This window comes from Bradyrhizobium sp. USDA 3364 (genome assembly GCF_054056355.1).
The window spans coordinates 4,796,575-4,821,806 of sequence record NZ_JBSRYG010000002.1 but is presented as its reverse complement, the minus strand read 5'-3'; the positions used below and the strand labels follow the sequence as shown (position 1 = coordinate 4,821,806).

Sequence of the window (25,232 nt, the reverse complement as noted above, 5' to 3'; positions counted from 1 at the left end):
TCGAAGGGTCGACGGCCCGGCCGGTGGCCGATTCATCCTTCGAGGCTCGCTCCGCTTGCACCTCAGGATTACGGGTCGAGATGTTACCTTGCGTCCTCCAAAATCATGTCCGCGGCCTTTTCCGCGATCATGATCGTCGGCGCGTTGGTGTTGCCCGACATCAGGTCCGGCATGACGGAGGCATCGACCACGCGCAGGCCATCGATGCCGCGCACCTTGAGCCGCTGGTCGACGACCGCGAGCGCATCGTTGCCCATTCGGCAGGTCGAGGTGGGATGATAGACCGTGCTGCCGGTGCGGCGGCAGAAATCGAGCAGATCGTCGTCGCTGACCACCTTGGCGCCGGGATCGACTTCGCCGACCGAATATGACTTCAGCGCCGGTGCGGCCAAAATCTTGCGCAGGATGCGGATGCCGTCGATGAAGGCGCGGCGGTCGGTCTCGGTCGCGAGATAATTGATGCGGATTTCCGGCGGCACGCTGGGGTCCGCGCTCCTGATCTTCAGCGAGCCGCGGCTCTCCGGGCGCAGCTGGCAGACCGATGCCGTGAAGCCCGGGAACGGATGCAGCTTCTCGCCCATCCTGTCGGTCGAGAACGGCAGGAAGTGGATCTGGATGTCGGGCGACGCCAGCCGCGGGCTGGTCTTGAAGAACGCACCCGACGTGCCGGCGGCGATCGTCAGCGGTCCCTTGCGCAGCGCTGCATAGCGCAGGCCGGCCATCACGCGGCGCACCGGATTGTTGATGACGTCGTTCAGCGTGACGGTCTGCGCGCAGCGGGTGACGATGCGCACCTGCATGTGATCCTGCAAATCGTTGCCGACGCCCGGCGCATCGAGCACGATCTCGATGCCGTGCTGCTTCAAGAGATCGGCCGGCCCGACGCCGGAGAGCTGCAGCAATTGCGGCGAGTTGTACGCGCCGCTCGACACCAGCACCTCCTTGCGCGCCCTCGCCTTGCGCAATTGCCCGTCCCGCTTGTAGGCGACGCCGCTCGCGCGGATGCCGTCGAACAGGATGCGCTGCGCCAGCGCCGAGGTCTCGACATGCAGATTGCCGCGCCTCAGCGCCGGCCGCAGATAGGACCGCGCCGTCGAGGCGCGCCGGCCACGCCGCGTCGTGGTCTGGAAGAAGCCCGCGCCCTCCTGGCTGGCGCCGTTGAAATCCGGATTGGTGGGAATGCCGACCTCGGCCGCGGCATGAACGAAGGCTTCCGACAGCGGATCGTGATGCCGCCAGTCCGATACCGGCAGCGGTCCGCCGGCGCCGTGATATTTGTCGCCGCCGCGCTGCTGATCCTCCGCCTTCCGGAAATACGGCAGCACGTCGTCATAGCCCCAGCCGGCGTTGCCGCGCTGCCGCCAGCGGTCATAGTCCTGATGCTGGCCGCGCACATAGAGCAGGCCGTTGATCGAGCTCGAGCCGCCGAGCACTTTTCCGCGCGGCTGGAACACCTGCCGCCCGTTCAGGCCGGGCTCGGGCTCGGTCTGGTACATCCAGTTGACGGATTTTTCCTTGAACAGCTTGCCGTAGCCGAGCGGCACATGGATCCAGATGTTGGTGTCCTTCGGCCCGGCCTCGAGCAGCAGCACCGAGTGCTTGCCGTCGGCGCTCAGGCGATTGGCGAGCACGCAGCCGGCCGAGCCGGCGCCGACGATGACGTAATCGAACTCGGCCGCATCATTGTTGTTCACTGGTTTCCCCCGACAAGTCTTTTTCCGGAATGTCTTTCTTCCGGTGGTACAGACAAAGCGGCGGCTTGAAAAGGCTAGAGCTCCATTCCGATTTGATCGGAACGGAGCTCTAGCTTTTTGTTTTGACGCGATTTCTTCACGCGAACCGGTGTCCACTTCGCTCGAAAACGCTCTAGTGCCATGCGCTGAGGTTCTGGAGCAGTTGCCCGACAAGCATATTGAGCTCGTCGGCGTTCCCGGCCGCACCGAACACGTAGCGATCAGGCCGCACGATCACGGCCGCGGCGCCATGTTGCCGCATCCAGTCGGCGAACAGACCGTCGCGCTCGACCACGCTCAGGATACCGCTTGCATCAGAACTTGCACCAGATGTCGCGATGACGACGCGCTCGCCGGCGAGATGCTGCCAGGCGGCACAGCACGCATCCGACAGCCACGCCATCGGCTCGGCCGCCGCCGTCACGATCGCAAATTCCGGTTTCAGCAGATCGTCGAGCCGGCATGTCCGCCCGTCCGGCGCGCGCACATGCGGCTGCACGAACAGCCGCCCGGCAAGACCGGTATCGCGCGCAATAAGCCCTGAGACGAGATCGGGGATGAATTTCTGCCTGATGGTTTCTGCCTTGCCGGCCATCAGATCGGCGCGCAGCCGCGCGTCGCGTGCGGCGGCAGCGTCCGGATCGAGCTCGCCGATGATCTTGCCGAACTCCTTGGCGCTGGCGACGACGGCGCGGACATGCGGCTTGCGCTCGATCTCGTAGCTGTCGAGCAGCGTCTCGTCGGCATCGCCACGCAGCACCAGGCGGAGCTTCCAGGCAAGGTTGACCGCATCGCGGATGCCGGCACACAGCCCTTGCCCGAGGAACGGCGGTGTCTGGTGCACGGCGTCCCCCATCAGCAGCACGCGGCGGTCGCGCCAGCGCTGCCCGAGCAGCGCGTGGAAGCGATAGACCGCCGAGCGCCAGATGGTGAGGTCGGAAGTATCGGTGAAGCCCTTGAGCAGCTTCACGACGTTATCAGGCGCGCCGGCCGCCTCCGGATCCTCGCCGGGCAGCAGCTTGATCTCCCAGCGCCGCAGGTTGCGCGGGCCTGGCACGAAGGTGCCCGGACGCGTCGGCCAGCAATACTGGAAACTCCTGGCCGGTCGCTTGGCGGGATCGCTGGTCAGCGTATCCACCACCATCCACCATTCATCGAAGGCGAGATCTTCGAGACCAATGTCGAGCTGCTTGCGCACAAAGCTGTTGGCGCCGTCGCAGCCGACCAGATAGCGCGCGCGGATCAGGAACTCCTCACCTCGCTCGCGCCGCGCAGTCAGCGTCACCATGCCGTCGTCCTGCTCCAGCGCCACGCCGGCGGCAGCAAGGAAAACGTCCGCGCCCGAATAGTCGGCGAGCTTGTCGCGCAGCGCCCGCTCGACGTCCGGCTGCACGAAGGTGACGTTCGGGATCCAGCCGAGCGGGAACGGTGGCGGCATCGGGTCGAAGATCTTGATGATCTCGCCGTCGACGCCGAGATAGTGCGAGCCGTTATGCGGCGCGATCGCCTGCTCCATGAAGTCGCCGAGCCCGATCGCCTGCAGCACGCGCAGCGCCTCGTGGTCGAGCGTGATCGCGCGCGGCTTGTCGTAGATCTCGGCAACGCGCTCGACGACAGCGACGCGCAAGCCGTCCTTTGCGAGCAGATTGGCGAAGATCGCGCCGACCGGCCCGAGACCGACGACGGCCACATCATGGATGGGGGTTGCCGCTGACAATGCCATGCTACTTCGCGAGGTAGCTCTCGAGCGTCAGCGGTTTCGGCTTCACCTGCGGCTCGCGGATCGCAACATCGGCAAACGGCGTCGCCTCCTCGAACCAGGCCTGCCGCGCCGGCAGTCCCCATGGAAACGAGATCTTGTGGTCGGACGGGTCCCAGCCGATCGGCTCGTTCTCGATATCCATGATCTGGTAGTGCGTGTTGAACAGCTCGACGCGATGCCCGTCGGGATCGCGCATGTAGACATACATCGCGTGTCCGGGCCCATGCCGCCCCGGGCCGCGTTCGACGGCGGCGCCATAGCCGAGCTCGCCGGCGAGATCGCAGGCGTTCAGCAAATGATGGATCTCGGGCGCGAGGAACGCGAAATGATGCAGCCGCCGGTCCGGCGCCGTTGAAGAACACGATGTCGTGCGGATTGCCCTTGCGCTGCAGGAACGCGCCGCGCAGATCGAAGGTGCCGACGGGCGCGATATATTCGCTGAGCCGGAAGCCCGCCGCGGTGTAGAACTCGCACGCCTTGCGCACCTCTGGCGTCAGCACCTGATAATGATCGAGCCGCAGCGCCGAGCCGCCGGCATGGCGGGTGAATTGGGTGATCATGCGCGGCTCGACCGGCATGGTCGCGCAGAACTCCAGCGGCGTGCCGGCCGGATCGGTCGCATGCAGCGTGCGGCCCTGATGTGGAACCTCGGCCCACGCGGCGCGGCAGCCATGCGCCTCGAAGAAGGCCTTGAGCCGGTCGAGGTCGTCGTCCCTAAACACCCGCAGGCCGAGCCGTGCGCAGACGGCGCCTTCGCCCTTGCGCAACACGAGGCTGTGATGACAGGCCTCCTCGACGCCGCGGAAATACAGCGCCTCGCCCTCCTCCGCGGTCAGGATCAGTCCGATCACCTTTTCGTAGAACTGCCGGCTCGCCGCGAGATTACGGACGGTGAGGACGACATGGCTGGCCCGTGTGATACGAAACCCGGGATCGTGGTTCGTGGTCGGGAGGCTCATGCGCACCTTCTGGTTTTGCCGCTCGCGGGAACCCGACTCTTTGCGAAAAACTGGCGGGCGATCAAGCAGGGCCGCGCTGGGCAGGCTTTGCCGGTCAGTGACGTCCCGTCACGCATTTGTATCGATTTGTTAGCAATGCCCGCCGGTGGAACCGGAACACACGCCCGCCGCGGCACGGTCCGTTCCAATAGTTCATATTTTGTCAAAGGTTTGCAGAGAATTCTTCGTCACTGCGCCATCGCCAAACCGCGCAGGCGAGTGACGCGCAGGCAACGTAGTGAGATGCGTACCTATCTCAGATCATATTTCGCGACCCTGTTCGCGGGCGACCTCGCGGCCTTCGGTGCGCCACCGACCGATGAAGCGCTTGCCGGCCACATCCGCGCCGAGCAGGTTTCGCTCGTGCTCGGCTATTCCTTCGGCATCATGCTGGCCAATGCCTGCAACGCGCTGGTGCTCGCGGTCGCGCTATGGCAATCGCCGGACTGGGCCTTTGCGCTGGTGTGGGCGGCCGCCGTGAGCAGCGCGGCGCTGTTCTTCGGCCTGCAGGCGCGCGCATCGCGCCGCATCGCCAAGCCGCAATTCGTCTCGCGCCGAACCATGTACCGGCTGGTGCGCAATGCGCTGGCGCTGGGGACCGCCTGGGGCGTCGTCCCGGTCGCCTTCTTCGCGAACGCATCGAGCGGCGCGCAATTGGTGATCACCTGTCTTTGCGCCGGCATGCTGGCGGGCGGCGCCTTCGCCTTCTCCACGATTCCGATCGCCGCGATCGCGTTCACCGCGCCGATCTTCGTCGGCACGGCGATCTGCCTCGGCCGGGACGGCGACTTCGTCTATCTCCTGATGGCCGTGCTGGTCGTGGTCTACGGCTCGGTGCTCCTGCGCGGCGTGTTCGTCAACGCATTCGAGTTCAGGCGGCGGATCATCGCCCAGCACGAGGCCGAACGGACGGTGCGGCAGGATCCGCTGACGCATCTGCCGAACCGCGTCGCCTTCAACGAGGCGCTCAACGGCGCGCTGAACCGCCTGTCGCGCTCGGGCGAGGAATTCGCCGTGCTGCTGCTCGATCTCGATCGCTTCAAGGAGATCAACGACAGGTTCGGCCATCCGGCAGGCGACGAGTTCCTGGTGCAGGTCGCGGCCCGGTTGCAGCGCTGCACGCGCGCGGCCGAGCATGTCGCGCGGATCGGCGGCGACGAGTTCGCGCTGATCATGTCCAATCTGACGCGACCCGAGGATGCGTTTGCGATCGCCGAACGATTCGTCGCGACCTTTGCCGACCCGTTCACGATCGACGGGCTCGAGGTCGTCAGGACGATCAGCATCGGCATCGTGCTGGCGCCGCGGGACGGCAGCACGTCCCACGACCTGCTCAAGCATGTCGACATCGCGCTCTACCGGGCGAAGAAATCCGGCCCCGGCACGATCTGCTTCTTCGAGGCGAGCGACGACCAATCGGCGCGCGACCGCCGCGCCCTGCAGCGCGATCTGGAACAGGCCATCGAGGCGGACCAGCTGTTTCTGGTCTACCAGCCGTTCCTCGACATCCGCACAGGCCGCGTCACCGGCTTCGAGGCGCTGCTGCGCTGGCAGCATCCGACGCGCGGCCTGATCCCGCCCAGTATCTTCATCCCGATCGCCGAGGAGAGCGGGCTGATCCACCAGCTCGGCGAGTGGGTGATCCGCCATGCCTGCGCGATGCTGTCGCGCTGGCCGGACGACATCAGGATCGCGGTGAATTTCTCCGCGGTCCAGTTCCAGAACGTGGGCATCCTGCAGACCATCGTCGACGCGCTGGCCGAGGCGAATGTCGCGCCGAACCGGCTCGAGATCGAGATCACCGAGTCGATGCTGATCTCGAAATACGGCTCGGCACCCGCGATCCTCAACGGGCTGCTCGAGCTCGGGCTGACGGTCGCGCTCGACGATTTCGGCACCGGCTTCTCGTCGTTGACCTATCTGCGCAAGCTGCCGTTCAGCCGCATCAAGATCGATCAGTCCTTCATCCGGGACATGCTAAGCCAGCCGGATTGCGCCGCGATCGTCAAATCGGTGATCGGGCTCGCGCAGGACCTGCAGATCGGCGTGGTGGCCGAAGGCGTCGAGACCGCGGATCAGCTCGAATATCTGCGCCAGACCAGCTGCGACGAGGTTCAAGGCTATCTGATCGGCCGGCCGATGTCGGCCGGCGAGATTGCCGCGCTGCTCGATCACGATCCGCGGCACTCGGTGCACGCCGCGTAGCAGGTCCGCGCGCGTCAGAGCGCGTCGGCGCGATGCAGGGTGTCGACCGTGATGGTGCCGCGGGCGCGCGACACGCACGCGCAGATCTTGCGGCTCTCCCGCTTCTGATGGTCGCTGAAGAAAACGTCGCGATGGTCGATCTCGCCGTCGACATCGACCACGTCGAGCGCGCAGACCCCGCATTCGCCGCGCCGGCAGTCGCTCATCACCTCATGGCCGGCTTCGTTGAGCACGTCCAGCATCGAGCGATCGCGCGGGATCACGAACTCGGTCCCCTCGTCCCTCAACCGCACGCGGAACGCTTCGGTCGGCAGCAACCCGCTCGATCCGAAGGTCTCGTAGCGCAAGTCGGTCATCGGGCGCCCGGAGGCTTCCCAGGCCCGTCGCGCTGCATCGAGCATCCGCATCGGGCCGCAGAACAGCGTCATGGTCCCCTGCGGTAGGCTTGCGAAGACGCGCGCGAGGTCGAGCCGCCTGCCCTCGTCACCAGCATGGAGGACGAGACGGTCGCCGAGCAGTTGTTCGAGCGTATCGAGGTACGCTGCATCGCCGCGCGTTCGCACCGCATAGTGCAGCACAACGCCGGCGTCGCGGCGGGCCAGCGCCTGCGCCGCGCCGACAATCGGCGTGATGCCGACGCCGCCCGCGATCAGGCAGAACTGCCGCCGCGTCCAGTCGAGTTGCACCAGCGAGGCGGGCTGCGTGATCTTGAGCCGCGCGCCCGGCGCGAGCGACCACATGTAGCGCGAGCCGCCGCGGGAATCCGGCGTACACCGCACCGCGATCCGATAACCTTCCGGACCGGCTTCGCCGACCAGCGAATAGGACCTGACCTGCGGCCGGCCGTCGATGGTGACGCCGACATCGATATGGCTGCCGACCGGATAAAGCGCGCCCGAGAAATTGTCGGGCCGCAGCAGCAATTCGCGGATGCCGGGCGTGAGGTCGCGGGTCGCGAGCAGCGTCGCCGACGTCCAGGTCTCGATGAATCGCATGGCGCGCTCCGTTCAGCCTGATGTGATCAGCGCCAGCGCCGGCAACAGATCGAGATGGGTGCGGTTGCGCAGCGCCAGCCGCAGATTGCGCGCCGCAAGCCGGGCATGCTCGCGCATAACAGCCTCGGCGCGCGCGCCCTCGCGGTTCTCGATGGCGTCGACCACCACGCGATGATGATCCTGCGCGATCAGCAATATCTGGCGCGCCTCCGGCAGCGCCGATTGCGCCATCACGAAGGCGCTCGGCGAGGCGAACGGCAGCGCCGAGGCGCGATCGATCTGCCGGATCAGCGGCGGACTGCGCGACAGTTCGGTCAGCAGCGCATGGAAGCGTGCGTTGAGCGCGACATAGGACGAAAACGCTTCGACGGAGATCGGGTCCTGCCGCACCAGGCCGTCGATCTCGTCGAGGCATTGCTTCAGCGGTTCGAGATCGCGCGACGACACGCCGCGTTCGGCGGCAAAGCGCGCCGCCAGCCCCTCCAGCGTGCCCCGCAGCTCGATCGAATCGAGAATGTCGCGCTCGGAAAACGCCTTCACCATGAAGCCGCCGGACGGGATCGCCTCCAGCAGGCCTTCCTCCTCCAGCCGCACCAGCGCCATCCGCACCGGCGTGCGCGACACCCCGGTGATCTCGACCGCCTGCAACTCGGAGATGCGCTCGCCCGGCCGCAGGCGGCCGGAGAGCACGAGGTCGCGCAGCGCAAGCTGCGCCCGCACGGTCTGCGACACGGAGCGATCGGCCTCGCGGTCCGCCATGCCTCTTACTCCGCTGCCTGCAGCCGCTGCGGCGGATCTTCCTTCGCCACCATGCGGTCGATGACGCGCCGCGCCCACATCGCGCCGGCGTCGATGTGGAGATTGTAGAACACGCGATCCGGATTCTCGTCCATCGCGCGCTGCTGCGCTTCCAGGATGATCTCGTCCTCGTGAAAGATGCCGGCGACGCCGTCGCGGATTTCGGTAGTCAGGCGCTGCTCGGTGATGCGGTGGTTGCGGACGAAGGCCCAGAAGTAATGGCAGGTCTTCTCGGTCTCCGGCGTGATGGTGTTGAGCACATAGCCGTTGACGCCCTGCGAGCGATCGCCCTCCGGCGCGCCCGATCCGGCCGGCGCGACGCCGACGTCGATATTGACGGTGCACGGCGCCTCGAAGCGGATGATCTGCCAGCGATCGACCGGGCCCGGCTTCTGCAATTGCCTGGCCCAGAACGGCGGCGCCTCGATGCCCTTCATCCAGCGCGTGACGGTGACGGTCTTCTCGCCATGGGTGACGTCGAACGGCGCTTCGGCGACCGCGTCGTTGCCGATGCTCGAGCCGTGCACGAAGGTCTCGTGGGTCAGGTCCATTAGATTGTCGACGACGAGTCGATAGTCGCATTTGACGTGAATGGTCTTGCCGTCGCCGGCCCAAGCCGGATCGTGGTTCCAGTGCATGTCGGGCACCAACGCGGGATCGGCGAGCGCGGGATCGCCCATCCAGAGCCAGATGAAGCGGTGGCGCTCAACGACCGGATAGGCGCGCACGCAGGCCGACGGATTGATCGTCTCCTGCGACGGCATGAACGTGCAGCGGCCCTGCGCATTGTATTTCAGGCCGTGATAGCCGCAGACCACGGTGTCGCCGTGGAGCCGCCCCTTGGACAGCGGCACCAGGCGATGCCAGCAGGCATCCTCGAGCGCCGCCACCTCGCCGTCGCCCTTCCGGTACATCACGACGTGCTTGCCGCAGATCGTCCGCGGCAACAGCGCGTGCTTGATCTCGGCGTCCCAGCCCGCCGCGTACCACGCGTTCATTGGAAAGGGCTTTGGCATGAGCTTCTCCCTACTCTGCATTCTCTTTGTATACAGAAATCGCCTCCGTACAGGAAAATCTATAAGTAAATTGGATACACCGTCCCGAATAGCCTAACCTTCGGTATACAAATGCGTCAACAACTGGAAAATCGATTTTCGATTGACGACGACAACGCGGTCAGCCAGTCTGCCCGGCCATGAACATCGGGTTGAGTTTTCGCGAGGGCTTGGCCGGCGCAGGGCCGCGAAGCCTGACATCGGCGGTTCAGGAGCGGCTGCGGGCCGACATCCTGTCGACCCGGCTGCTTCCCGGCCAGAAGCTGCACATTGCTGGCCTCGCCAAGCAGTTCTCGGTCAGCCTCGCCGCCGTCCGCGAGGCGTTGTCGCGATTGGTGGCCGACGGCCTGGTGCAAGCCTCCGACCAGCGCGGCTTTCGCGTTTGCCCGGTCTCGCTCGCCGATCTCGCCGACGTCACGCAGACGCGGATCGACATCGAGGGGCTCGCGATCCGGCGCTCGATCGAGCGCGGCGACGAGACTTGGCGGTCCTCGGTCGCGGCGGCCTGGGAAGCGCTGAAGGCCGTCCCCTATCGCTACCCCGACGATCCAACCGTGCACTACGAGGAATGGGTGGCCCGTCATCGCATCTTCCATCGCGCGCTGGTCAATGCCTGCGGTTCGCAATGGCTGCTCGGTTTCCGCGACGTGCTGCATGAGCAGAGCGAGCGCTATCGGCGGCTTTCGATCCGCCGCGAGGTCGGCAGGACCCGCGACGTCGAAGCCGAGCACGCCGCGATTGTGGACGCCGTTTTGGCGCGCGATGCGGATGCGGCAGTTCGCGCATTGTCAAAGCACTTCGGTATCACCAAGGAATTCGTCGAGCTCGCTGCTCCGCGCATAGCGGAGGTCAACGGCACGACCTGATCGACGGCGCGCCAGGCGCGGAAAATAACAACAATCGATATCCGGGAGAAACAGAACCATGAACATCACGCGCCGCCGCGCGCTGGCAACCCTGATCGCCACCACCTTGCTGGCCGGTCCCGCCTTCGCCGCAGAGACAATCCGCGTGGGCCTGCCCACCAAGACCTATTGGCCGACGACGATCGCAGAGACCGCGGTACGTCAGAAACTGTTCGAGAAGGAAGGCATCAAGGCCGAACTGACCATCTACCGCAGCGGCGCCGAGACCTTCGAGGGCATGGCGGCAGGCGCCGCCGACATCATCCTCGATCCGCCGTCGCTGGTATCAGCCGGCCGCAAGAAGGGTGTGATGTCGCGGATCGTCGCCAATGCGGCGATGGGCAATTTCGGCTGGCAATTGATGGTCCCGGCCAAGTCGACGCTCGAGGTCAAGGATCTCAACGGCAAGAAGGTCGGGATCACCGCAGCAGGCTCCGGCTCCGACCTGCTCGCGCTCTGGACCATCCAGGACAGGAAGATCGACTTCACCCGCGTGCCGGTCGGCGGCGGCGGCCTGGTGCCGAACCTGCTCGCCGGCAACGTCGATGCCGCCGTGGTCTATTCACCGCTCAGCTTCCAGGTCGCCAAATCGGGCGAAGCGAAGACCATCCTCGATTATGCGACCGCAGCGCCGCCGAACCTCACCGCGGGCTGGATCGTGCTCGACAAATTCGCCGAGGCCAAGCCCGAGGTGGTGCAGAAGGCCGTCAACGCGCTCTATGGCGCCGTGCAATTCATGCGCGCCAACCGCGACGTCACCGTGAAGCTGATTGCCGACCTCTACGAGATGCCGGCCGAGATCGCTGCGATGGAATACGACAGCACGATCATGAAGCTCGAGACCGACGGCAATATGGGCGCGGCCAATGTGCCGGCGGCGGTGCAGTTGTCGCTCGATCTGGCAAAACTCGGCGGATTGAAGGACATCGTTCCGGTCGAGGACGTGATCTCCACAAAATTCAAGCCAGTGCCGACCAAGCCGTAAGATGCAGGCCACCCTCACCATCAAGCTCGCGCGGGTCGCGATCGTGATCGCGATCTTCGCGCTGTGGGAGGCGCTGTCGCGGACCGGGCTCGTCAATCCGCGCCTGCTGCCGTCGGCATCGGACACCCTCGTGACGCTCGGCGACCTCCTGCAACGGTCGAGCGTCCGGACCGACCTCATGGTGACCGCGACCGAGGTGCTGACCGCCTTCGCGCTCGCGGTGCCGATGGGCGCGCTGATCGGCTTCCTGATCGCGGAGAACCGCTATTTTGCCGATGTCGCAAAGCCGCTGCTGTTCTTCGCCTTCAGCATCCCGAAATCGATCTTCCTGCCGATGTTCATCCTGGTGTTCGGGGTCGGCTTCGCCCAGAAGGTCGGCTTCGGCTTCTTCTCGACGATCTTCATCGTGATCATGTCGACCACGACGGCCGTGGAATCGGTCAAAGTCGAACACCTGACGGTGGCCCGCTCCTACGGCGCCACGCGCGCGCAGACCGCGTTCCGCGTCTATCTGCCGAGCATGCTGCCGATACTGCTGGAAGCGCTGCGGATTTCGATGATCTTCAACCTCACCGGCGTGATCCTCGCCGAGATGTACGCCTCGCGCGACGGCATCGGTCACCAGATCGCGACCTGGGGCGAGAACTTCCAGATGAAGCAGCTGCTCGCCGGCGTCGTGATGGTCGCCGCGATCGCCATGATCTTCAATGAACTCATCAGATGGGTGGAAACACGATGCAGCCATTGGCGAACGTGACACCGTTGAAGCCTCCGCCGCGCGCCGGCGCAATCGAGGTCAGGAATGCCGGCCAGGTCTTCCGGACCAGGTCCCAGGACGTCGTCGCGCTGGAAGACGTCTCGCTCGACATCAAGCCGGGGCGCTTCGTCGTGCTGGTCGGCCCGAGCGGCTGCGGCAAGTCCACGCTCCTGATGATGATGGCCGGCCTGCGCGCGCAGACCTCGGGCACCATCACCATCAACGGTGCGCCGATCCCGCAGCCGGACCCGAACCGCGTCGGCGTCGTGTTCCAGGAAGCAAGCCTGTTTCCGTGGCTGACCGCCGAGGACAATGTCGAGTTTCCGCTGGCGCTGCGCAGCGTCGCCAAGGCCGAGCGGCGGGCCAAGGCGCAGGACGCCCTCAAGCTGGTCGGCCTCGAAGGTTTCGGCAAGCGGCACCCGCACGAGCTGTCGGGCGGCATGAAGCAGCGCGTCTCGATCGCGCGCGGCCTGGTGCAGGATCCGCCGGTGCTGTTGATGGACGAGCCGTTTGCCGCGCTCGACGAGCAGACCCGCATGACGATGGGCGACGAGTTGCTGCGCATCTGGGCCGCGACCGGCAAGACCGTCGTGTTCGTCACCCACAGCCTGACCGAGGCGGTCTATCTTGCCGACGACGTCGTCGTGATGTCGCCGCGGCCCGGCCGCATTGTCGATCAGTTGCAGGTCACGCTGCCGCGGCCGCGGACCTACGAGATGCTGAGCGGAGATGCTTTCGGCGCGCTGCGCGACCGCATCTGGCGGCACATCCGCAAATCGGCGTGAGACGGCGATGAGCGCGAAAACACTTCGTCATCTGATCGTCATCGGCCTACTCGTGCTATGGGAGCTGTTGCCGCGCACCGGCCTGATCCCGGAACTGTTCCTGCCGTCGTTGTCCTCCACCCTGCTCGCCGGCTGGAATGAAGCCGCCGAATATGGTCACGCACTCGCGGTGACGCTTTACGAAGTCGCGGTTTCGATGGCATTCGCCTGTGGCGGCGGCATCTTGCTCGGCGCGGTCGTTGGCAGCCTGCCAAGGCCGCGTCTCCTGATCATGCCGATGGTCTCGAGCCTCTATGCGGTGCCGCTCGTGATCCTCTATCCGGTGTTCACGGTCTGGCTCGGGATCGGCGCGGAATCCAAAATCGCCTTCGCCTCGATCTACGGCTTACTGCCCACCATGCTGGCGACCGCCGCCGGAATCCAGACCATCGATCCGCAACTGCTGCTCGCCGCCCGCAGCATGGGCGCGACGCTGAGCCAGCGGCTGGTCCGCGTCATCATCCCCGCGGCGATCCCGACCGTGCTGTCGGGACTGCGGATCGGCGGGGCGCTCGTCATTGTCGGCGTAGTGGTCTCGGAGATGCTGATTTCCTCGGCCGGGATCGGCTATCTGATCTCGCGCTACCGCACCATTCTCGACAGCCCGCACGTGTTCGCCGGCGTGCTGCTGGTGTTGTTCATGGCGATCGCCTTCAGCACGGCGATCCGCTGGGTCGAGCGCAAGGCCGCGATCTGGCAGACCGGAACGCGCGCCGGCCAGGGCGCCGCCGACGAGGTCGGCTCCGGTGCGATGCAGCCGGCCACGTAAGGGGATCGCGACGTGTTCGACCTGACCTTGACGTTCGACAATGGACCCGAGCCCGACGTGACGCCGTTTGTGCTCGACGTCCTGGGCGAGCGCGGCATCAAGACCACGTTCTTCGTGATCGGCGGGAAGCTCGGCGATCCCGCACGCCGCCGCCTCGCCGTACGTGCGCATGACGAAGGCCACTGGATCGGTAATCATACCTATACGCACAGCGTCCCGCTCGGGCAGCAGCCCGCCGCGGACACGGCAGAGCGCGAGATCGGCCGCACGCAAGCTGCGATCGGCGACCTCGCCCATCCGAGCCGCTGGTTCCGACCGTTTGGCGGCGGCGGCAATCTAGACGACCGGCTGCTGAAACCCTCCGTGGTCGATTATCTCTCGCACAACAAGCACAGCTGCGTGCTCTGGAACGCGGTCCCGCGCGACTGGGACGATCCTGACGGCTGGACCGAGCGCGCGCTCGATCAATGCCGCGCGCAACCATGGACGCTATTGGTGCTGCACGACCTGCCGACCGGTGCAATGGCGCATCTCGACCGCTTCCTCGATCGCGCCGGCGCAAACGGCGCCCGCTTCCGCCAGGATTTTCTGCCGCAATGCGTTCCGATGCGCGACGGCAAGATCGCGCTTCCCATCCGGGACTATGTTTCCTCCATTGAAGAGAGTGAGTGAGAGACCATGAAGATCGCAAGTTTCAAGGCGGCGGGCACCGCAAGCTACGGCATCGTGACTGATGCCGGCGTGATCGACGCCGGCAAGCGGCTGAAAGCGTACCCGACGTTGAAGGCGCTGCTGACGAGCGGTTCGCTGGATGATGTGAAGAAGCTGCAAGGCGAGAACGCCGATCACGCGCTGAAGGACATCGTGCTGCTGCCGACCGTGCCCGACCCCGACAAGATCTTCTGCATCGGCGTCAACTATGCGACGCATCTAGCCGAGAGCGGCCATCCGACGCCGCCGCATCCGATGATCTTCACCCGCTTCGCCAACAGCCAGGTCGGCGCCGGGCAGCCGATGATCCGGCCGCTGGAATCCGAGCGCTTCGACTATGAAGGCGAATTGGCGGTCATCATCGGCAAAGCTGGCCGCCGCATCCCGCGCGAGGCCGCGCTCGGCCATGTCGCCGGCTATGCCTGCTACAATGACGGCAGCATCCGCGACTGGCAGCGCCACACCTCGCAATTCGCGCCCGGCAAGAATTTCGTCGGCACCGGCGGCTTCGGGCCGTGGATGGTGACATCAGACGAACTGCCCGACATCAGCAAGCAGCATATCGCGACCCGCCTCAACGGCGTCGAGGTGCAGGCCGCGCCGATCTCGGATCTCGTGTTCGACGTCGCGACCCTGATCGCCTATTGCTCGACCTTCACCGAGCTCGTGCCGGGCGACGTCATCGTCACCGGCACCACCGGCGGCGTCGGCGCCTATCGCACGCCGCCGCTGTGGATGAAGGACGGCGACGTCGTCGAGGTCGAGGTTTCCGGCATCGGCGTGCTGCGCAACCCGGTCAAGGACGAAGCCGCGGCAACCGCAACGCGTGCGGCCTGATCGGGCCGCGCAACAACAAGAAGGAGGACGTCATGAACCTGCCCAGGCACCTGCTGCCGACCACCGTCGTCGGCAGTTACCCGCAGCCGGAATGGCTGGTCGATCGCGCCATGCTGTCGAAGTCGGTGCCGCGCACCCGCATGCATGCGATGTGGCGCCTGCCGGCCGAGCATCTCGAGGAATCCCAGGACGACGCGACGATCGTCGCGATCCGCGACATGGAGCGCGCCGGCATCGACATCGTGACCGATGGCGAGATCCGCCGCGAGAGCTACTCCAACCGGTTCTCCACCGCCCTTGAGGGTGTCGATGCCGACAATCCCGCAATGATCACCGCACGCACCGGCAACACGCAGACGCCGGTGCCGCGCGTGGTGGGCCCGGTGAAGCGCAGAGGTCCGGTGGAACTGCACGACATGCAGTTCCTGCGCAAGAATACCGATCGCGCCGCCAAGATCACCCTGCCCGGCCCGTTCACGATGAGCCAGCAGGCCAAGAACGAGTTCTACAAGGATGACGAGGAGCTCGCGATGGCCTTCGCGGAAGCCGTCAATGCCGAGGCACTCGATCTCGAGAGGGCCGGTGCCGACGTCATCCAGCTCGATGAGCCCTGGGTGCGCAACAATCCGGATCTGGCGAAGCGCTATGCCGTGAAGGCGATCAATCGCGCGCTGCAGGGCATCACGATCCCGACCGTGGTGCATCTCTGCTTCGGCTATGCCGCAGTGGTGCCGGGTTCGACCAAGCCGGCCGGCTACTCCTTCCTCGCCGAGCTCGACGATACCGTCGCCGACCAGATCTCGATCGAGGCGGCACAGCCGAAGCTCGATCTCGGCGTGCTCAGGGATCTGTCATCGAAGAAGATCATGCTGGGCGTGCTCGACCTCGGAGATCCCGGGATCGAATCCGTCTCCGTCGTCGCCGATCGCATTCGCAACGGCCTGAAGCACGTGCCGGCGGAGCGGCTGCTGGTCGCGCCGGACTGCGGCATGAAATACATGCCGCGCCAGACCGCATTCGGAAAGTTGAAGGCGATGTGTGAGGCCGCCGCGACGGTCAGGAAAGAGATCGGCTAACCGCCCTCGCCGCCCGGGCACGGCAAGATCGGTCGCCAGCGCTGCCGGCGACCGGCCTCTCGGCCTACGAGTTCGACGCCGAACGGCTCGAGGCCGATTGCGTGTCCTTGATGCTGATCACGACAGCGATCCGCTTGACGGTACCGTTGCGGTAGGCCTGCAGGAACCGGTCGTAGTGCTTGACCGAGATGCAGCCGTTGGAGTCGCCGTTCGGCCCGAGCATGTAGCTGTGGACCAGCAGGCCGACGCGCCCGAAGGTCTCGCTGCCGTCGACCGGGGTCATGCGCAGCGCGGGCACGCCGTGGAACAGCTTCTCGCGCGGCTTCATCTCATAGATGCCGGGCGGCGTCGCGCCTGCGTTGCGGGCTTTCACATGCGCCGGATCGTCGAGCAGATTGCCGAGGCCGGAATGCGCCTCGAACTTGGTGCCGTCGGGCATGTACACGATGCGGCCGGTAATGTCGTAGACCGCCGTGGTGCTGTCATAGCCGAGGGCGCCCAGATTGGGGCTCGGACCGGACAGCAAGCCGTCATTCGGATCGAGCGAGGCCAGCTGCAGCTTGCCCGGCATCATGTCGGCGATCTTCTGGAAGAACGTCCGGTTGTCGCCCTGCTGCACCGGCGCCTGCGGCGGTGGCGGCTGATCGTTCCGTGCAAGCAGATTGGCCTCGGCCGGCCGCGACCGCGGCATCGGCACCGTGGTTGTCGTCGCCGTGGTCGTGGCGGCGACGGATGCCGTCGCCGCCTGGCTGGTGGTCGGCAGGTCGGTCTGCGTGTCGCGCAGCTGGCCGGCCAGCGCGTCCTCGATCTGACCGAACTCGGAATTGAAATCGCCGCGGCTCGAACGGAACCCGCGGCGCAGTGGATAGTAGAGTGAGGACGTATTGATGGTGGAGCGGGAGCCGAAGCGATCGTCGAAGTTCAACGAGGCGGTGGTGTTGGCGAATGCCGGTCCATGCAGCCATGCGGTGGGGTCGATGCCGACCATCCAGGCAGCAAGGCCAGACGATATCGCAAGCGCGCTCACGGCAAACGCCGTGCTGCCCACCAGAGACATGCCGCGGCTTGACCTACGCCCGGCAGCTTTCGTCGTTCGTTGACCCATCCATCCCCAAGTTCGGTGCTCTGGGGCCTGTTGCCCGGCCCACGTGGGATTCACCGATCGCTCATCATATCAGGGAATTAGAGTAAGGCATAATCGAGACGAAGCGGGCAACGACAAGTTTTTTAAACGTTTTTCGGATCGAAAGTGCCAGAGAATCAGTCCGAGGAGGGCCGAAACGTCCAAAAAAGTCCCGATTCGGGACAATTTCGGCGACTCAGGCGATCTTTTCTTCCCAGAGGGTGAGGACCGGAACCGGCTTCCCGATCGCGTATCCCTGGGCGTAGTCGACCCCGATCACGCGCAATTCGTCCAGGATCGCGAGGCTCTCGACGAATTCCGCGACCACCTGCTTCTGCATGATCTTCGCGGTCTTGGTGATCATCTCGACCATCGCGCGATCGACCTTGCTGTTCAGGATCTCCTTCACGAACGAACCGTCGATCTTGATGATGTCGACCGGCAGATGCTTCAGATAGGCGATCGAGGACATGCCGGTGCCGAAATCGTCGAGCGAGAAGCTGCAGCCGATGTCGCGCAACCGCGCGATGAACTTCTGCGCCTCGTCGAGATTGGAGATCGCGCTGGTCTCGGTGATCTCGAAACACACCAGGGCCGGCGAGATGTCATGCTGCGCGAACAACTCGGCGACGAAGTCGACGAAGTCGCCATCACCGATGGTGGCGCCGGAGAGATTGATGGCGTAGCTCGCAATCTTGCGCGGATGGTGCTTGCGCTCGGCGATGATCTCGAAGGCGCGGCGAACCACCCAGCGATCGATCAGCGGCATCAGCCCGTAGCGCTCGGCGGCGGGCAGGAAGCTGCCGGGCGGCACCAGGGCGCCGCTCTCGTCGCGCAGGCGCAGCAGCAGTTCGCGCCGGTCGCGGCCCTTCAGCGCGCCGTTGATCGGGCGGATTTCCTGCTCGTAGAGGCAGAAGCGTCCCTCGTCCAATCCCTTGCGGATGCGATTGACCCAGCTCATCTCCGCGACGCGCACCGCCATGCCGGTGTCGGACGGACGATGCTCCTGGACGCGGTTGCGTCCCTTGTCCTTGGCGAGGAAACAGGCGACGTCGGCAAGCCGCAGCGCATCCTGCACTCCGGCGCTATCGGCCAGCGCGACTAGGCCGATGCTCGTGCTGATCCGGAAGCTCGAGCCCTCATGGACGAAACTCGACTGCTCGACCACCGCCCTGATCCGCTCCGCGACGTCGGCAGCGACGTCATGCGTGGCGGAGCCGTCGTCGCGCAGCAGGATGCCGAACTCGTCGCCGCCGAGCCGCGCGACCAGCCCGCTGTCGCCGACCTCGGCCGCCAGCAGCCGCGCGATCTGCTTCAGCAACCGGTCGCCCGCCACGTGGCCGCAGGTGTCGTTGACGATCTTGAACTGATCGAGGTCGATCAGCATCAGGTCGGCGCCGATTCCCTCCGCGCCCGACATCGCCTTGTGCAGCTCGAACTCGAACTGCCGCCGGTTGGCAAGGCCGGTGAGCGCATCATGGGAGGCGGCCCAGGCCAGTTCCTCGACCAGCCGCCGCTCGGCGGTCATGTCGTGAATGATCATGACGCGGCCGGCCGGCTCGCCTTCATGCACGATCGGGGTCTCGACCACAGAGACCGGCACGCTGGAATGATCCGGCCGCACCAGCAGCCGCTGCTGCGGCCGGCTGTCGTCATCGGCATCCGCGCTCTGGAACGACCCGCGCACCGGCTGCTCGGCAATGCTGAACAGCGACGAAAGCTGCCATCCGGTCACATCCTGCCCCGACGCGATCAGCCGTTGCGCGGCGGCGTTCATGTAGCCGACGCGATCGTCCTGCGTGGTCACGATCACGGCGTCGCCGATCGAGGCCAGCGTGAGCTGAGCGCGCTCCTTCTCGACGGCGAGTGCAGTCTCGGCAAGCCAGCGCCGCCACAGCATCCGCCGCGTATGGACCAGCACGATGCCGGCAAGGCAGCCCGCGATCACGAGATTGACCAGCAGCAGCAGCGCGGAGACCTGGCGCGACGCCTTGCCCAATTCATCCGAGAAATCGACGGCAAGCGTGCTCAACGCGGCGTCGACCGCGCCGATCCGCTCGGCCCAGTGCCTGATGGTCGCAGCCGACGGATCATGCAGCGCGACGTCGTTCGCGGCCTCGTTCCTGATCTCGATCAGCTGATCGAGCAGCGCATCCGAATTGCGCCATGCCGTCACCGCGCCGGCCACGTGGTGCATCGTGCGGAAATACTTGAACAGCCAGATCAGGCCGCCGATGTCGTCATCATGATTGCCGGCTCTGGCGAAACCTTCGCGGGCCACTGCGTCGTTGTTGCCGGGCGCTTCCAGCGCGCGCCGCGCCGTGCGATCGGCCAGCGGCACTGCGATCGCGGCATCGAATTTCTGCAGATAGAGCGGCGCGCCGGTACTGACATAGGTTTGAAGATAATGAATGGCGTCCTTCTGCCCCTTGGACCAAAGGCTCTCGCCTGCCACATAGGCGCGCACCGCGGACATCACCTGCAGGCTGCCGGCCGACAGACCGCCCAGCAGCAGGACGATCGCCAGCAGCGGCCCCACCACCCGCCACAGCGACCAGCTCCGAAATGAAAAGAACATGCCCAATGCGCCCTGACCTAAAATGATCGGCCGAGCCTAGGAACCGTGACTTAACCTCACGTTGCAAAACGCCATGAGTTTGAACCGACTTGCCTCTAGCACAATTGCGTCAAACTTTACGCATCGGACAACCTGGATCGCGACGTTCAGGGACGCAAGGTCGGCGACGTGTTCGGCGCCGGCGCCTGCTCCATCTCGGCCTCATCCGGCAGCTTGTCGACATGGACGGCCAGCGGTGTGCCGATCCAGAGCGGATCGTCGCGATGATCGCGACGCGGATTGGTCGTGTTGGGATGCACCAGGATGCTCAAGCTGCCATGGTTCAGCATCAGCCACGGCACCAGCGTCGGAAACAGCTCGGCCGCGAACGCCACCTGATACATCGCCTGGTCGTGCGGGCCGACCTTGACGTCGTGCCAGCGCCCGAGCGTGACCAGGAAGCGCTCGCCCATCCAGTTGCGCAGCCGCTCCGCCTCGCCCCGGCTGGTTGCAGGATCGTAGTAGACATGGGCGTGGTAGCTCGCGATCTCGCCGATCGTCCGTGGCGCGTCCGTCATCTCACCCTCTCCTTCTGCGACCGGTCAGCTGCGCCGCAGCACGCTGAACTGGAACGACTGCGTCGCGCCCCAGGGCGTGACATGCCGATGCTGCTCCCCGGCGATCAGCTCGAATCCCGGACCAATGGTCCGGCTAAGCGTTGCGGGATCATAGCGCTGCACCGGCAGACCGCTGCATTTCTCCGGACCGTCCAGCGCGAAGGTACCGATCACGGCATGTCCGCCTGCCCTGACACCGCGATGCAGCCTCTCGATATAGGCCGCGCGATCCTTCTCCTCGACCAGAAAGTGAAACGCCGCGCGATCATGCCAGACGTCGAAGGCCTGCTGCGGCTGCCAGATCGTCGCGTCGGCAGCGACCCAGCGCACGGCTGCGCCCGTCGCTCCGATCCGCTGCCGCGCGCTTGCCAGCGCAGCTTCGGAGAGATCGAGCACCGTGAGATCGTGGAAGCCGCGCGTCAGCAGCGCATCGACGAGGCGCGAGGCCCCGCCCCCGATATCGATGATCGATGCGTCGCGGCCGGGCACGACGGATTCGATCAGGCGCAGCGATGGCTGCGGATCGGCCTGCGACCAGCTCACCTGCTGCTCGCCCTTGGTCTGATAGACGGTCTGCCAATGCGAATGGCGATCAGAAGCAGTCATGGCGATCGATCCCGAAAGGTTTAACCATGAGCTAGGCGCGGCGGTTTCCCGCGTCAACCGGCAGCGGCCGCGCAACCGCAAATGCCGCATTTGCATCGCCGCATTTTCCAACTAACCTGACGGACAGGTTGAGATCGAGGCGTCCGGGGATGGCCAATTTCGGCTGGACACGCGTCAACAAGCCTGCACCTGCGGAGGACGCCGCCAGCGATTTGCGCGGCCTCACCGACCCATTGGCGTTTCTCGCCGCGCTCGACAAGGTAGTGCCGCGCTATCTCGATCTCGCCGACAACGGCGTGCTGGTCTATCCGGCCTGCAAGCGCCGGTCTGGCGATCTGCTGGGCGACGACCGCGCGATCTGGGAGCACACGCGGCTCGAGGCGATGCGCTATGTCCCGATGGTGCCGCGGCAAGACACTTCGTTGCTGGCCGATCCATCGCGCCAGGCCGAGATGATCGATGCCTTCCTGCGTCAACGCGCGCACGACAAGACCGTCGTCGACTTCACGGGCACCGCGATCGAGGATTACGGCATCGCGATCTACGCCGGTTTGAACTGGCTCAACCATTGCGGTTCCATCGTGAATGCAGATCCGCAGAAATTCTCCGGCAGGCTGCGGGCCTTCCGCAAGGTCATGGTGGTCGCCCGGCAGTGGTGGGCACTCGACGGCGCCGCGGATCGCTGCCGGCAGCTGCTGGAGGCGCGCGAGCGGCCGCCACTGGTGTTCTTCCTGCTATGGGCCGAATGCACCAATCTGGCGCGGGAGATCGCGATCGCGGCAGCCGGCACGGCAGCAACCGAAGAAAATATCGCGCGCATGCGCAGAGCCGACGATCCGGAACAGCTGACGTAGGAAAGCTCGTGGTCAGGCAACGGGGTCTACGTCGGCGGACACCGACTGCAATTCCTTGGACTTGCGCGCGATCAAGCGGGCCAGCTCGCTCTGCTTGTAGGTTTCGACGAATTTGATGGCGAAGCCGTTCGGCAGATGCCGGACCACGCGCCCGACGCAGGCGCCGATCGCAAGCGGCATGCCGACCGGCGGCTGCACCTCGGACGACACCGCCGCGCCCGACAGCGACATGTCGATGATGAAGCAGCTCTGCATGGTGCCGTCCGCCAGCGTCAGCATGGCATGCGGTGCGACCGGAACGAAGCGCGGGTTGTTGCGGGCCTCGCGGATGCTCGGATCCTTCTGCTTCTTCTCGATCCAGGTCAGCTTGTCGGCGAACTTCTCGCGCATCGCATGCGTCATCTCGAGCTCGAGCAGGAAACTGCCGCTCATCGTGTCGGTGATGCAGCCGTCGAACTTGCCGAACTCCTCGAAATACGAGGTTAGCCGGTCGCCGATCTTGCCGACGACAGGCACGTCCACGATCATGCGGAACGGCGACACGCGCGTGGTCCGGCAGGCGAAGGTGCGCAGCTTGCCCTGCGCGTCATACCAGTTCGGCAACGTGTAGCTGCCGTTGACCGTGATCCTGACTGCGCGTTGCTTGAGAAACTTTTCGACAGACACGACTGAACCTCGCCCGAGGCGATGTGAATACACGGAGGTCGGGGGTTGACCGGCGTCCTTGCCGGTCCGGTGGGGGGACGTCCGCTACCGACGCGATGGCAGCGGATGGCTGCGACACGCATCCCAGCGCGTCGCGGAATGCTCCTGGCGCGCAGGTACGTACGGTCGTACCGTCGAAAAACTAGGAAAACGTTAAGCCGGGACGGAGCGCGGCGGCGCACTCTATGGCGCAACCCTTGCGCGGCAGTTTATTTTGCGAGCCGTACAACTACCGGGAGAGTTGTCGCACGCCGGTGCAATCGGGCCGTGCTCCAAACCGCCTGCCTCGGCTTCCGGCCGGATGCTAGCTTGGCGGAAAATCAGAGCGGACCTCATCAGAGCGGACCTATATGGCAAACATCTCGGACAAATCGCTTGCCGACGGCAAGATCCTGCAAAGCGTGGTCGACGGCGTCGGCGTCATCACCTTCAACAACCCCGACAAGCGCAATGCGATGTCGCTGGAGATGTGGGAAGGGCTCGGCGAGGCACTGACCGCGCTGCGCGACGATCCGGCGGTCCGCGTCGTCATCCTGGTCGGCGCCGGCGACAAGGCCTTCGTGTCGGGCGCCGATATCAGCCAGTTCGAGAAGACCCGCCACAACGCGGAAGCCTCCGAGGAATATTCGCGGCGTAGCGCCGCCCAGCGCGCTTTGCTCGCCGACTACCCGAAGCCGACCATCGCCTGCATCCGCGGCTTCTGCCTCGGCGGCGGCATGCAGGTCGCGATGCTGACCGACATCCGGATCTCCGGCTCGAGCGGCCAGTTCGGCATTCCCGCGGCCAAGCTCGGCATCGCCTATGGCTATGACGGCTTGCGTCATCTGGTGTCGCTGGTCGGCCCGTCCTGGGCGCGGCTGATCATGTACACGGGCATGCGAATCGACTCCGCGGAAGCGCTGCGGATCGGCCTCGTCGATCGCGTGCTGCCGGATGCCGAGCTGTGGGATGCGACCATGGAGATCGCGCGCACGATTTCGGGCAACGCGCCGCTGGCGATCAAGGCCGCCAAGATCACCATCGCGCAGGTACTGAAGGATCCCGCCGATCGCGACATGGCCGCGATCAAGCAGATCGGCATCGACTGCATGGACAGCGCGGATTTCCGCGAGGGCCGCAACGCATTCATGGAAAAGCGCAAGCCGCAGTTCAAGGGCCGGTAGCGCGGCAGTCTTGCCCCGCCCCGCCAGCGGCCCTGCCCTGCCGCCGCAGGTGCGCGCTTGCCAAAATATCGAAAACAACCCCATGCAAAGGAGCCGGCGGCTGCCGGCGTTCGACAGGGTAACTTGACACGTCGGGCAAATCAGAGATACATTTCCAATATTCCGAAATCGTCCAAGCGCCCCTGCCGGGAGGGAAGCACAGCTTCAACGCCCTCGCGACGATCCTGCCTACTTCCTCTGTTCGTTGATCGGAACCGTATAGTTCAGGATCAGCCGCCCGCCGTCCGGATAGATGGTCTGGCCGGTGATGTAGGAGGCATCGTCGCTGGCGAGGAATGCCACGACGGAGGCGACCTCGCTCGGCTCGCCGCAGCGGCCGGCCGGCGTGCGCGACAGCACGCTGCGCCGCGCGTCCTCCGACGAGAAGATCGCGGTCGCCACCATCTCGGTCAGGATCGTGCCCGGCCCGACCGCCACGACGCGAATGCCGTGCGGCGCCAGCGCTACCGCGGCCACCGAGGTGAGCTGCTTCATCGCGCCCTTGGACATCGCATAGGTCGCAAGCGAGGGGATCGCGAGCAGCGCATTGACCGAGGACATGTTGACGACGACGCCGCCACCGCCCTGCGCGATCATCTGGCGCGCCGCGGCCTGGACGCCGAAGAACGCGCCCTTGAGGTTGATCCCCATGACGTCGTCGAACTCGGCCTCGCTGATATCGAGGAAATCGCGGTTGCGCGCGACGCCGGCGTTGTTGACCATGACGTCGAGCCGGCCGAACTCCTTCACCGCGTGAGCGACGATGCGGTCGACATCGGCACGCTTGCTGACGTCGGCTTCGACGGCCCGCAACCGATCGTCATGTCCGAGTTCCTGGGCGGTGTGGACCAGCCCGGCGGCATCGACATCCGAGATGACGACCCTGGCGCCATCGGACAGGAAGCGCGCAGCGCAGGCCTTGCCGATGCCGCGCGCCGCGCCGGTGATGGCGACGACCTTGCCGGGATTCTTCATGGGAGTGCCTCCAGGATTTTCGGTTTGCGTGTTCCGCCAGCGCCGGATGCAAGATGCGGTCCGAGCAATAGCCTATAACGCGGCGTCGGGGAACGCGACGGATTCACCGTCACCTGCTGCAATCAGGGCGTCATACTATAGTGCACGCTGCTTGCTCGTGCCGTTCCGAACCGCGCTTCAGAA

Annotated in this window: 23 protein-coding genes and 1 pseudogene; 11 read left to right on the top strand and 13 right to left on the bottom strand. The window is 65.5% G+C overall.

From position 1 onward, the window contains the following. Positions 1-83: 83 nt before the first annotated feature. From ACVILL_RS22835 to ACVILL_RS22820, 4 genes and pseudogenes are all read right to left on the bottom strand, one after another. Positions 84-1,694 carry a GMC family oxidoreductase gene (locus tag ACVILL_RS22835; RefSeq protein WP_456731099.1) on the bottom strand — a complete coding sequence of 537 codons (1,611 nt, stop codon included), beginning with the start codon at positions 1,692-1,694 and terminating at the stop codon, positions 84-86. 172 nt (positions 1,695-1,866) lie between these two features. After that, positions 1,867-3,456, bottom strand: a complete 1,590-nt coding sequence (gene mhpA / locus ACVILL_RS22830) for a bifunctional 3-(3-hydroxy-phenyl)propionate/3-hydroxycinnamic acid hydroxylase MhpA (RefSeq protein WP_456731098.1) — start codon at positions 3,454-3,456, stop codon at positions 1,867-1,869. A gap of 1 nt (position 3,457) precedes the next feature. Beyond that, on the bottom strand, positions 3,458-3,904 hold the full coding sequence (locus ACVILL_RS22825) for a VOC family protein (RefSeq protein ID WP_456734337.1): 447 nt from the start codon (positions 3,902-3,904) through the stop codon (positions 3,458-3,460). 448 nt (positions 3,905-4,352) lie between these two features. Continuing rightward, a pseudogene (locus ACVILL_RS22820) lies at positions 4,353-4,454 on the bottom strand (hypothetical protein); the annotation flags it as partial. Between the two features lie 282 nt (positions 4,455-4,736). Between ACVILL_RS22820 and ACVILL_RS22815 the strand changes: the two are divergent. Beyond that, positions 4,737-6,698 (top strand): putative bifunctional diguanylate cyclase/phosphodiesterase, encoded by a 1,962-nt coding sequence (locus ACVILL_RS22815; RefSeq protein ID WP_456731097.1) that lies wholly within the window; start codon positions 4,737-4,739, stop codon positions 6,696-6,698. Positions 6,699-6,712: 14 nt separating this feature from the next. Here the strand turns inward: ACVILL_RS22815 and ACVILL_RS22810 are convergent, their stop codons facing one another. The 3 genes from ACVILL_RS22810 to ACVILL_RS22800 are packed head-to-tail and all read right to left on the bottom strand — an operon-like array spanning position 6,713 to position 9,507. Next, positions 6,713-7,693: a PDR/VanB family oxidoreductase gene (locus ACVILL_RS22810; protein ID WP_456731096.1), complete on the bottom strand. Its 981-nt coding sequence runs from the start codon at positions 7,691-7,693 to the stop codon at positions 6,713-6,715. A gap of 12 nt (positions 7,694-7,705) precedes the next feature. Then, positions 7,706-8,452 carry a GntR family transcriptional regulator gene (locus tag ACVILL_RS22805; RefSeq protein WP_456731095.1) on the bottom strand — a complete coding sequence of 249 codons (747 nt, stop codon included), beginning with the start codon at positions 8,450-8,452 and terminating at the stop codon, positions 7,706-7,708. 5 nt (positions 8,453-8,457) lie between these two features. Next, entirely contained in the window at positions 8,458-9,507 is a 1,050-nt protein-coding gene (locus tag ACVILL_RS22800) for an aromatic ring-hydroxylating dioxygenase subunit alpha (RefSeq protein ID WP_456731094.1), read from the bottom strand. A gap of 191 nt (positions 9,508-9,698) precedes the next feature. Between ACVILL_RS22800 and ACVILL_RS22795 the strand changes: the two genes are divergently transcribed. From ACVILL_RS22795 to ACVILL_RS22760, 8 genes are read left to right on the top strand one after another with little or no spacing between them, the layout of a single operon-like run. After that, positions 9,699-10,412 (top strand): GntR family transcriptional regulator, encoded by a 714-nt coding sequence (locus ACVILL_RS22795; protein ID WP_456731093.1) that lies wholly within the window; start codon positions 9,699-9,701, stop codon positions 10,410-10,412. Positions 10,413-10,470: 58 nt separating this feature from the next. Then, on the top strand, positions 10,471-11,436 hold the full coding sequence (locus ACVILL_RS22790) for an ABC transporter substrate-binding protein (protein ID WP_456731092.1): 966 nt from the start codon (positions 10,471-10,473) through the stop codon (positions 11,434-11,436). A 1-nt stretch (position 11,437) separates the two neighbouring features. Then, a complete protein-coding gene (locus tag ACVILL_RS22785) occupies positions 11,438-12,193 on the top strand; it encodes an ABC transporter permease (protein ID WP_456731091.1) in 756 nt (251 codons plus the stop codon). After that, positions 12,172-12,978 (top strand): ABC transporter ATP-binding protein, encoded by an 807-nt coding sequence (locus ACVILL_RS22780; protein WP_456731090.1) that lies wholly within the window; start codon positions 12,172-12,174, stop codon positions 12,976-12,978. The genes ACVILL_RS22785 and ACVILL_RS22780 overlap by 22 nt, the downstream gene beginning before the upstream one ends. A 7-nt stretch (positions 12,979-12,985) precedes the next feature. Beyond that, positions 12,986-13,786 carry an ABC transporter permease gene (locus ACVILL_RS22775; protein WP_456731089.1) on the top strand — a complete coding sequence of 267 codons (801 nt, stop codon included), beginning with the start codon at positions 12,986-12,988 and terminating at the stop codon, positions 13,784-13,786. A gap of 12 nt (positions 13,787-13,798) precedes the next feature. Further along, positions 13,799-14,458, top strand: coding sequence for a polysaccharide deacetylase family protein (locus ACVILL_RS22770; protein ID WP_456731088.1), 660 nt, complete (start codon positions 13,799-13,801; stop codon positions 14,456-14,458). A 6-nt stretch (positions 14,459-14,464) separates the two neighbouring features. Then, complete coding sequence (locus tag ACVILL_RS22765; protein WP_456731087.1) at positions 14,465-15,334, top strand: fumarylacetoacetate hydrolase family protein; 870 nt, start codon at positions 14,465-14,467, stop codon at positions 15,332-15,334. 32 nt (positions 15,335-15,366) lie between these two features. Then, positions 15,367-16,410 (top strand): 5-methyltetrahydropteroyltriglutamate--homocysteine methyltransferase, encoded by a 1,044-nt coding sequence (locus ACVILL_RS22760; protein WP_456731086.1) that lies wholly within the window; start codon positions 15,367-15,369, stop codon positions 16,408-16,410. A gap of 64 nt (positions 16,411-16,474) precedes the next feature. Here ACVILL_RS22760 and ACVILL_RS22755 read toward each other — a convergent pair whose 3' ends face one another. The 4 genes from ACVILL_RS22755 to ACVILL_RS22740 all read right to left on the bottom strand — a co-directional run bounded on the left by ACVILL_RS22755 (position 16,475) and on the right by ACVILL_RS22740 (position 21,313). Beyond that, complete coding sequence (locus ACVILL_RS22755; protein WP_456731085.1) at positions 16,475-17,467, bottom strand: DUF2778 domain-containing protein; 993 nt, start codon at positions 17,465-17,467, stop codon at positions 16,475-16,477. Between the two features lie 262 nt (positions 17,468-17,729). Then, positions 17,730-20,111, bottom strand: coding sequence for a putative bifunctional diguanylate cyclase/phosphodiesterase (locus tag ACVILL_RS22750; RefSeq protein ID WP_456731084.1), 2,382 nt, complete (start codon positions 20,109-20,111; stop codon positions 17,730-17,732). 146 nt (positions 20,112-20,257) lie between these two features. Beyond that, positions 20,258-20,668, bottom strand: coding sequence for a DOPA 4,5-dioxygenase family protein (locus ACVILL_RS22745; protein WP_456731083.1), 411 nt, complete (start codon positions 20,666-20,668; stop codon positions 20,258-20,260). Positions 20,669-20,692: 24 nt separating this feature from the next. Then, on the bottom strand, positions 20,693-21,313 hold the full coding sequence (locus ACVILL_RS22740) for a class I SAM-dependent methyltransferase (RefSeq protein ID WP_456731082.1): 621 nt from the start codon (positions 21,311-21,313) through the stop codon (positions 20,693-20,695). A gap of 149 nt (positions 21,314-21,462) precedes the next feature. Here ACVILL_RS22740 and ACVILL_RS22735 point away from each other — a divergent pair, with 149 nt between their 5' ends. After that, on the top strand, positions 21,463-22,167 hold the full coding sequence (locus ACVILL_RS22735) for a hypothetical protein (protein ID WP_456731081.1): 705 nt from the start codon (positions 21,463-21,465) through the stop codon (positions 22,165-22,167). Positions 22,168-22,179: 12 nt separating this feature from the next. On the opposite strand, the gene ACVILL_RS22730 is transcribed toward ACVILL_RS22735, so the two are convergent. Further along, positions 22,180-22,833, bottom strand: a complete 654-nt coding sequence (locus tag ACVILL_RS22730; protein WP_456731080.1) for a PilZ domain-containing protein — start codon at positions 22,831-22,833, stop codon at positions 22,180-22,182. 389 nt (positions 22,834-23,222) lie between these two features. Between ACVILL_RS22730 and ACVILL_RS22725 the strand changes: the two genes are divergently transcribed. Then, positions 23,223-24,035, top strand: coding sequence for an enoyl-CoA hydratase (locus ACVILL_RS22725; protein ID WP_456731079.1), 813 nt, complete (start codon positions 23,223-23,225; stop codon positions 24,033-24,035). 228 nt (positions 24,036-24,263) lie between these two features. Here ACVILL_RS22725 and ACVILL_RS22720 read toward each other — a convergent pair whose 3' ends face one another. Further along, entirely contained in the window at positions 24,264-25,049 is a 786-nt protein-coding gene (locus ACVILL_RS22720; protein ID WP_456731078.1) for an SDR family NAD(P)-dependent oxidoreductase, read from the bottom strand. Positions 25,050-25,232: the final 183 nt, after the last annotated feature.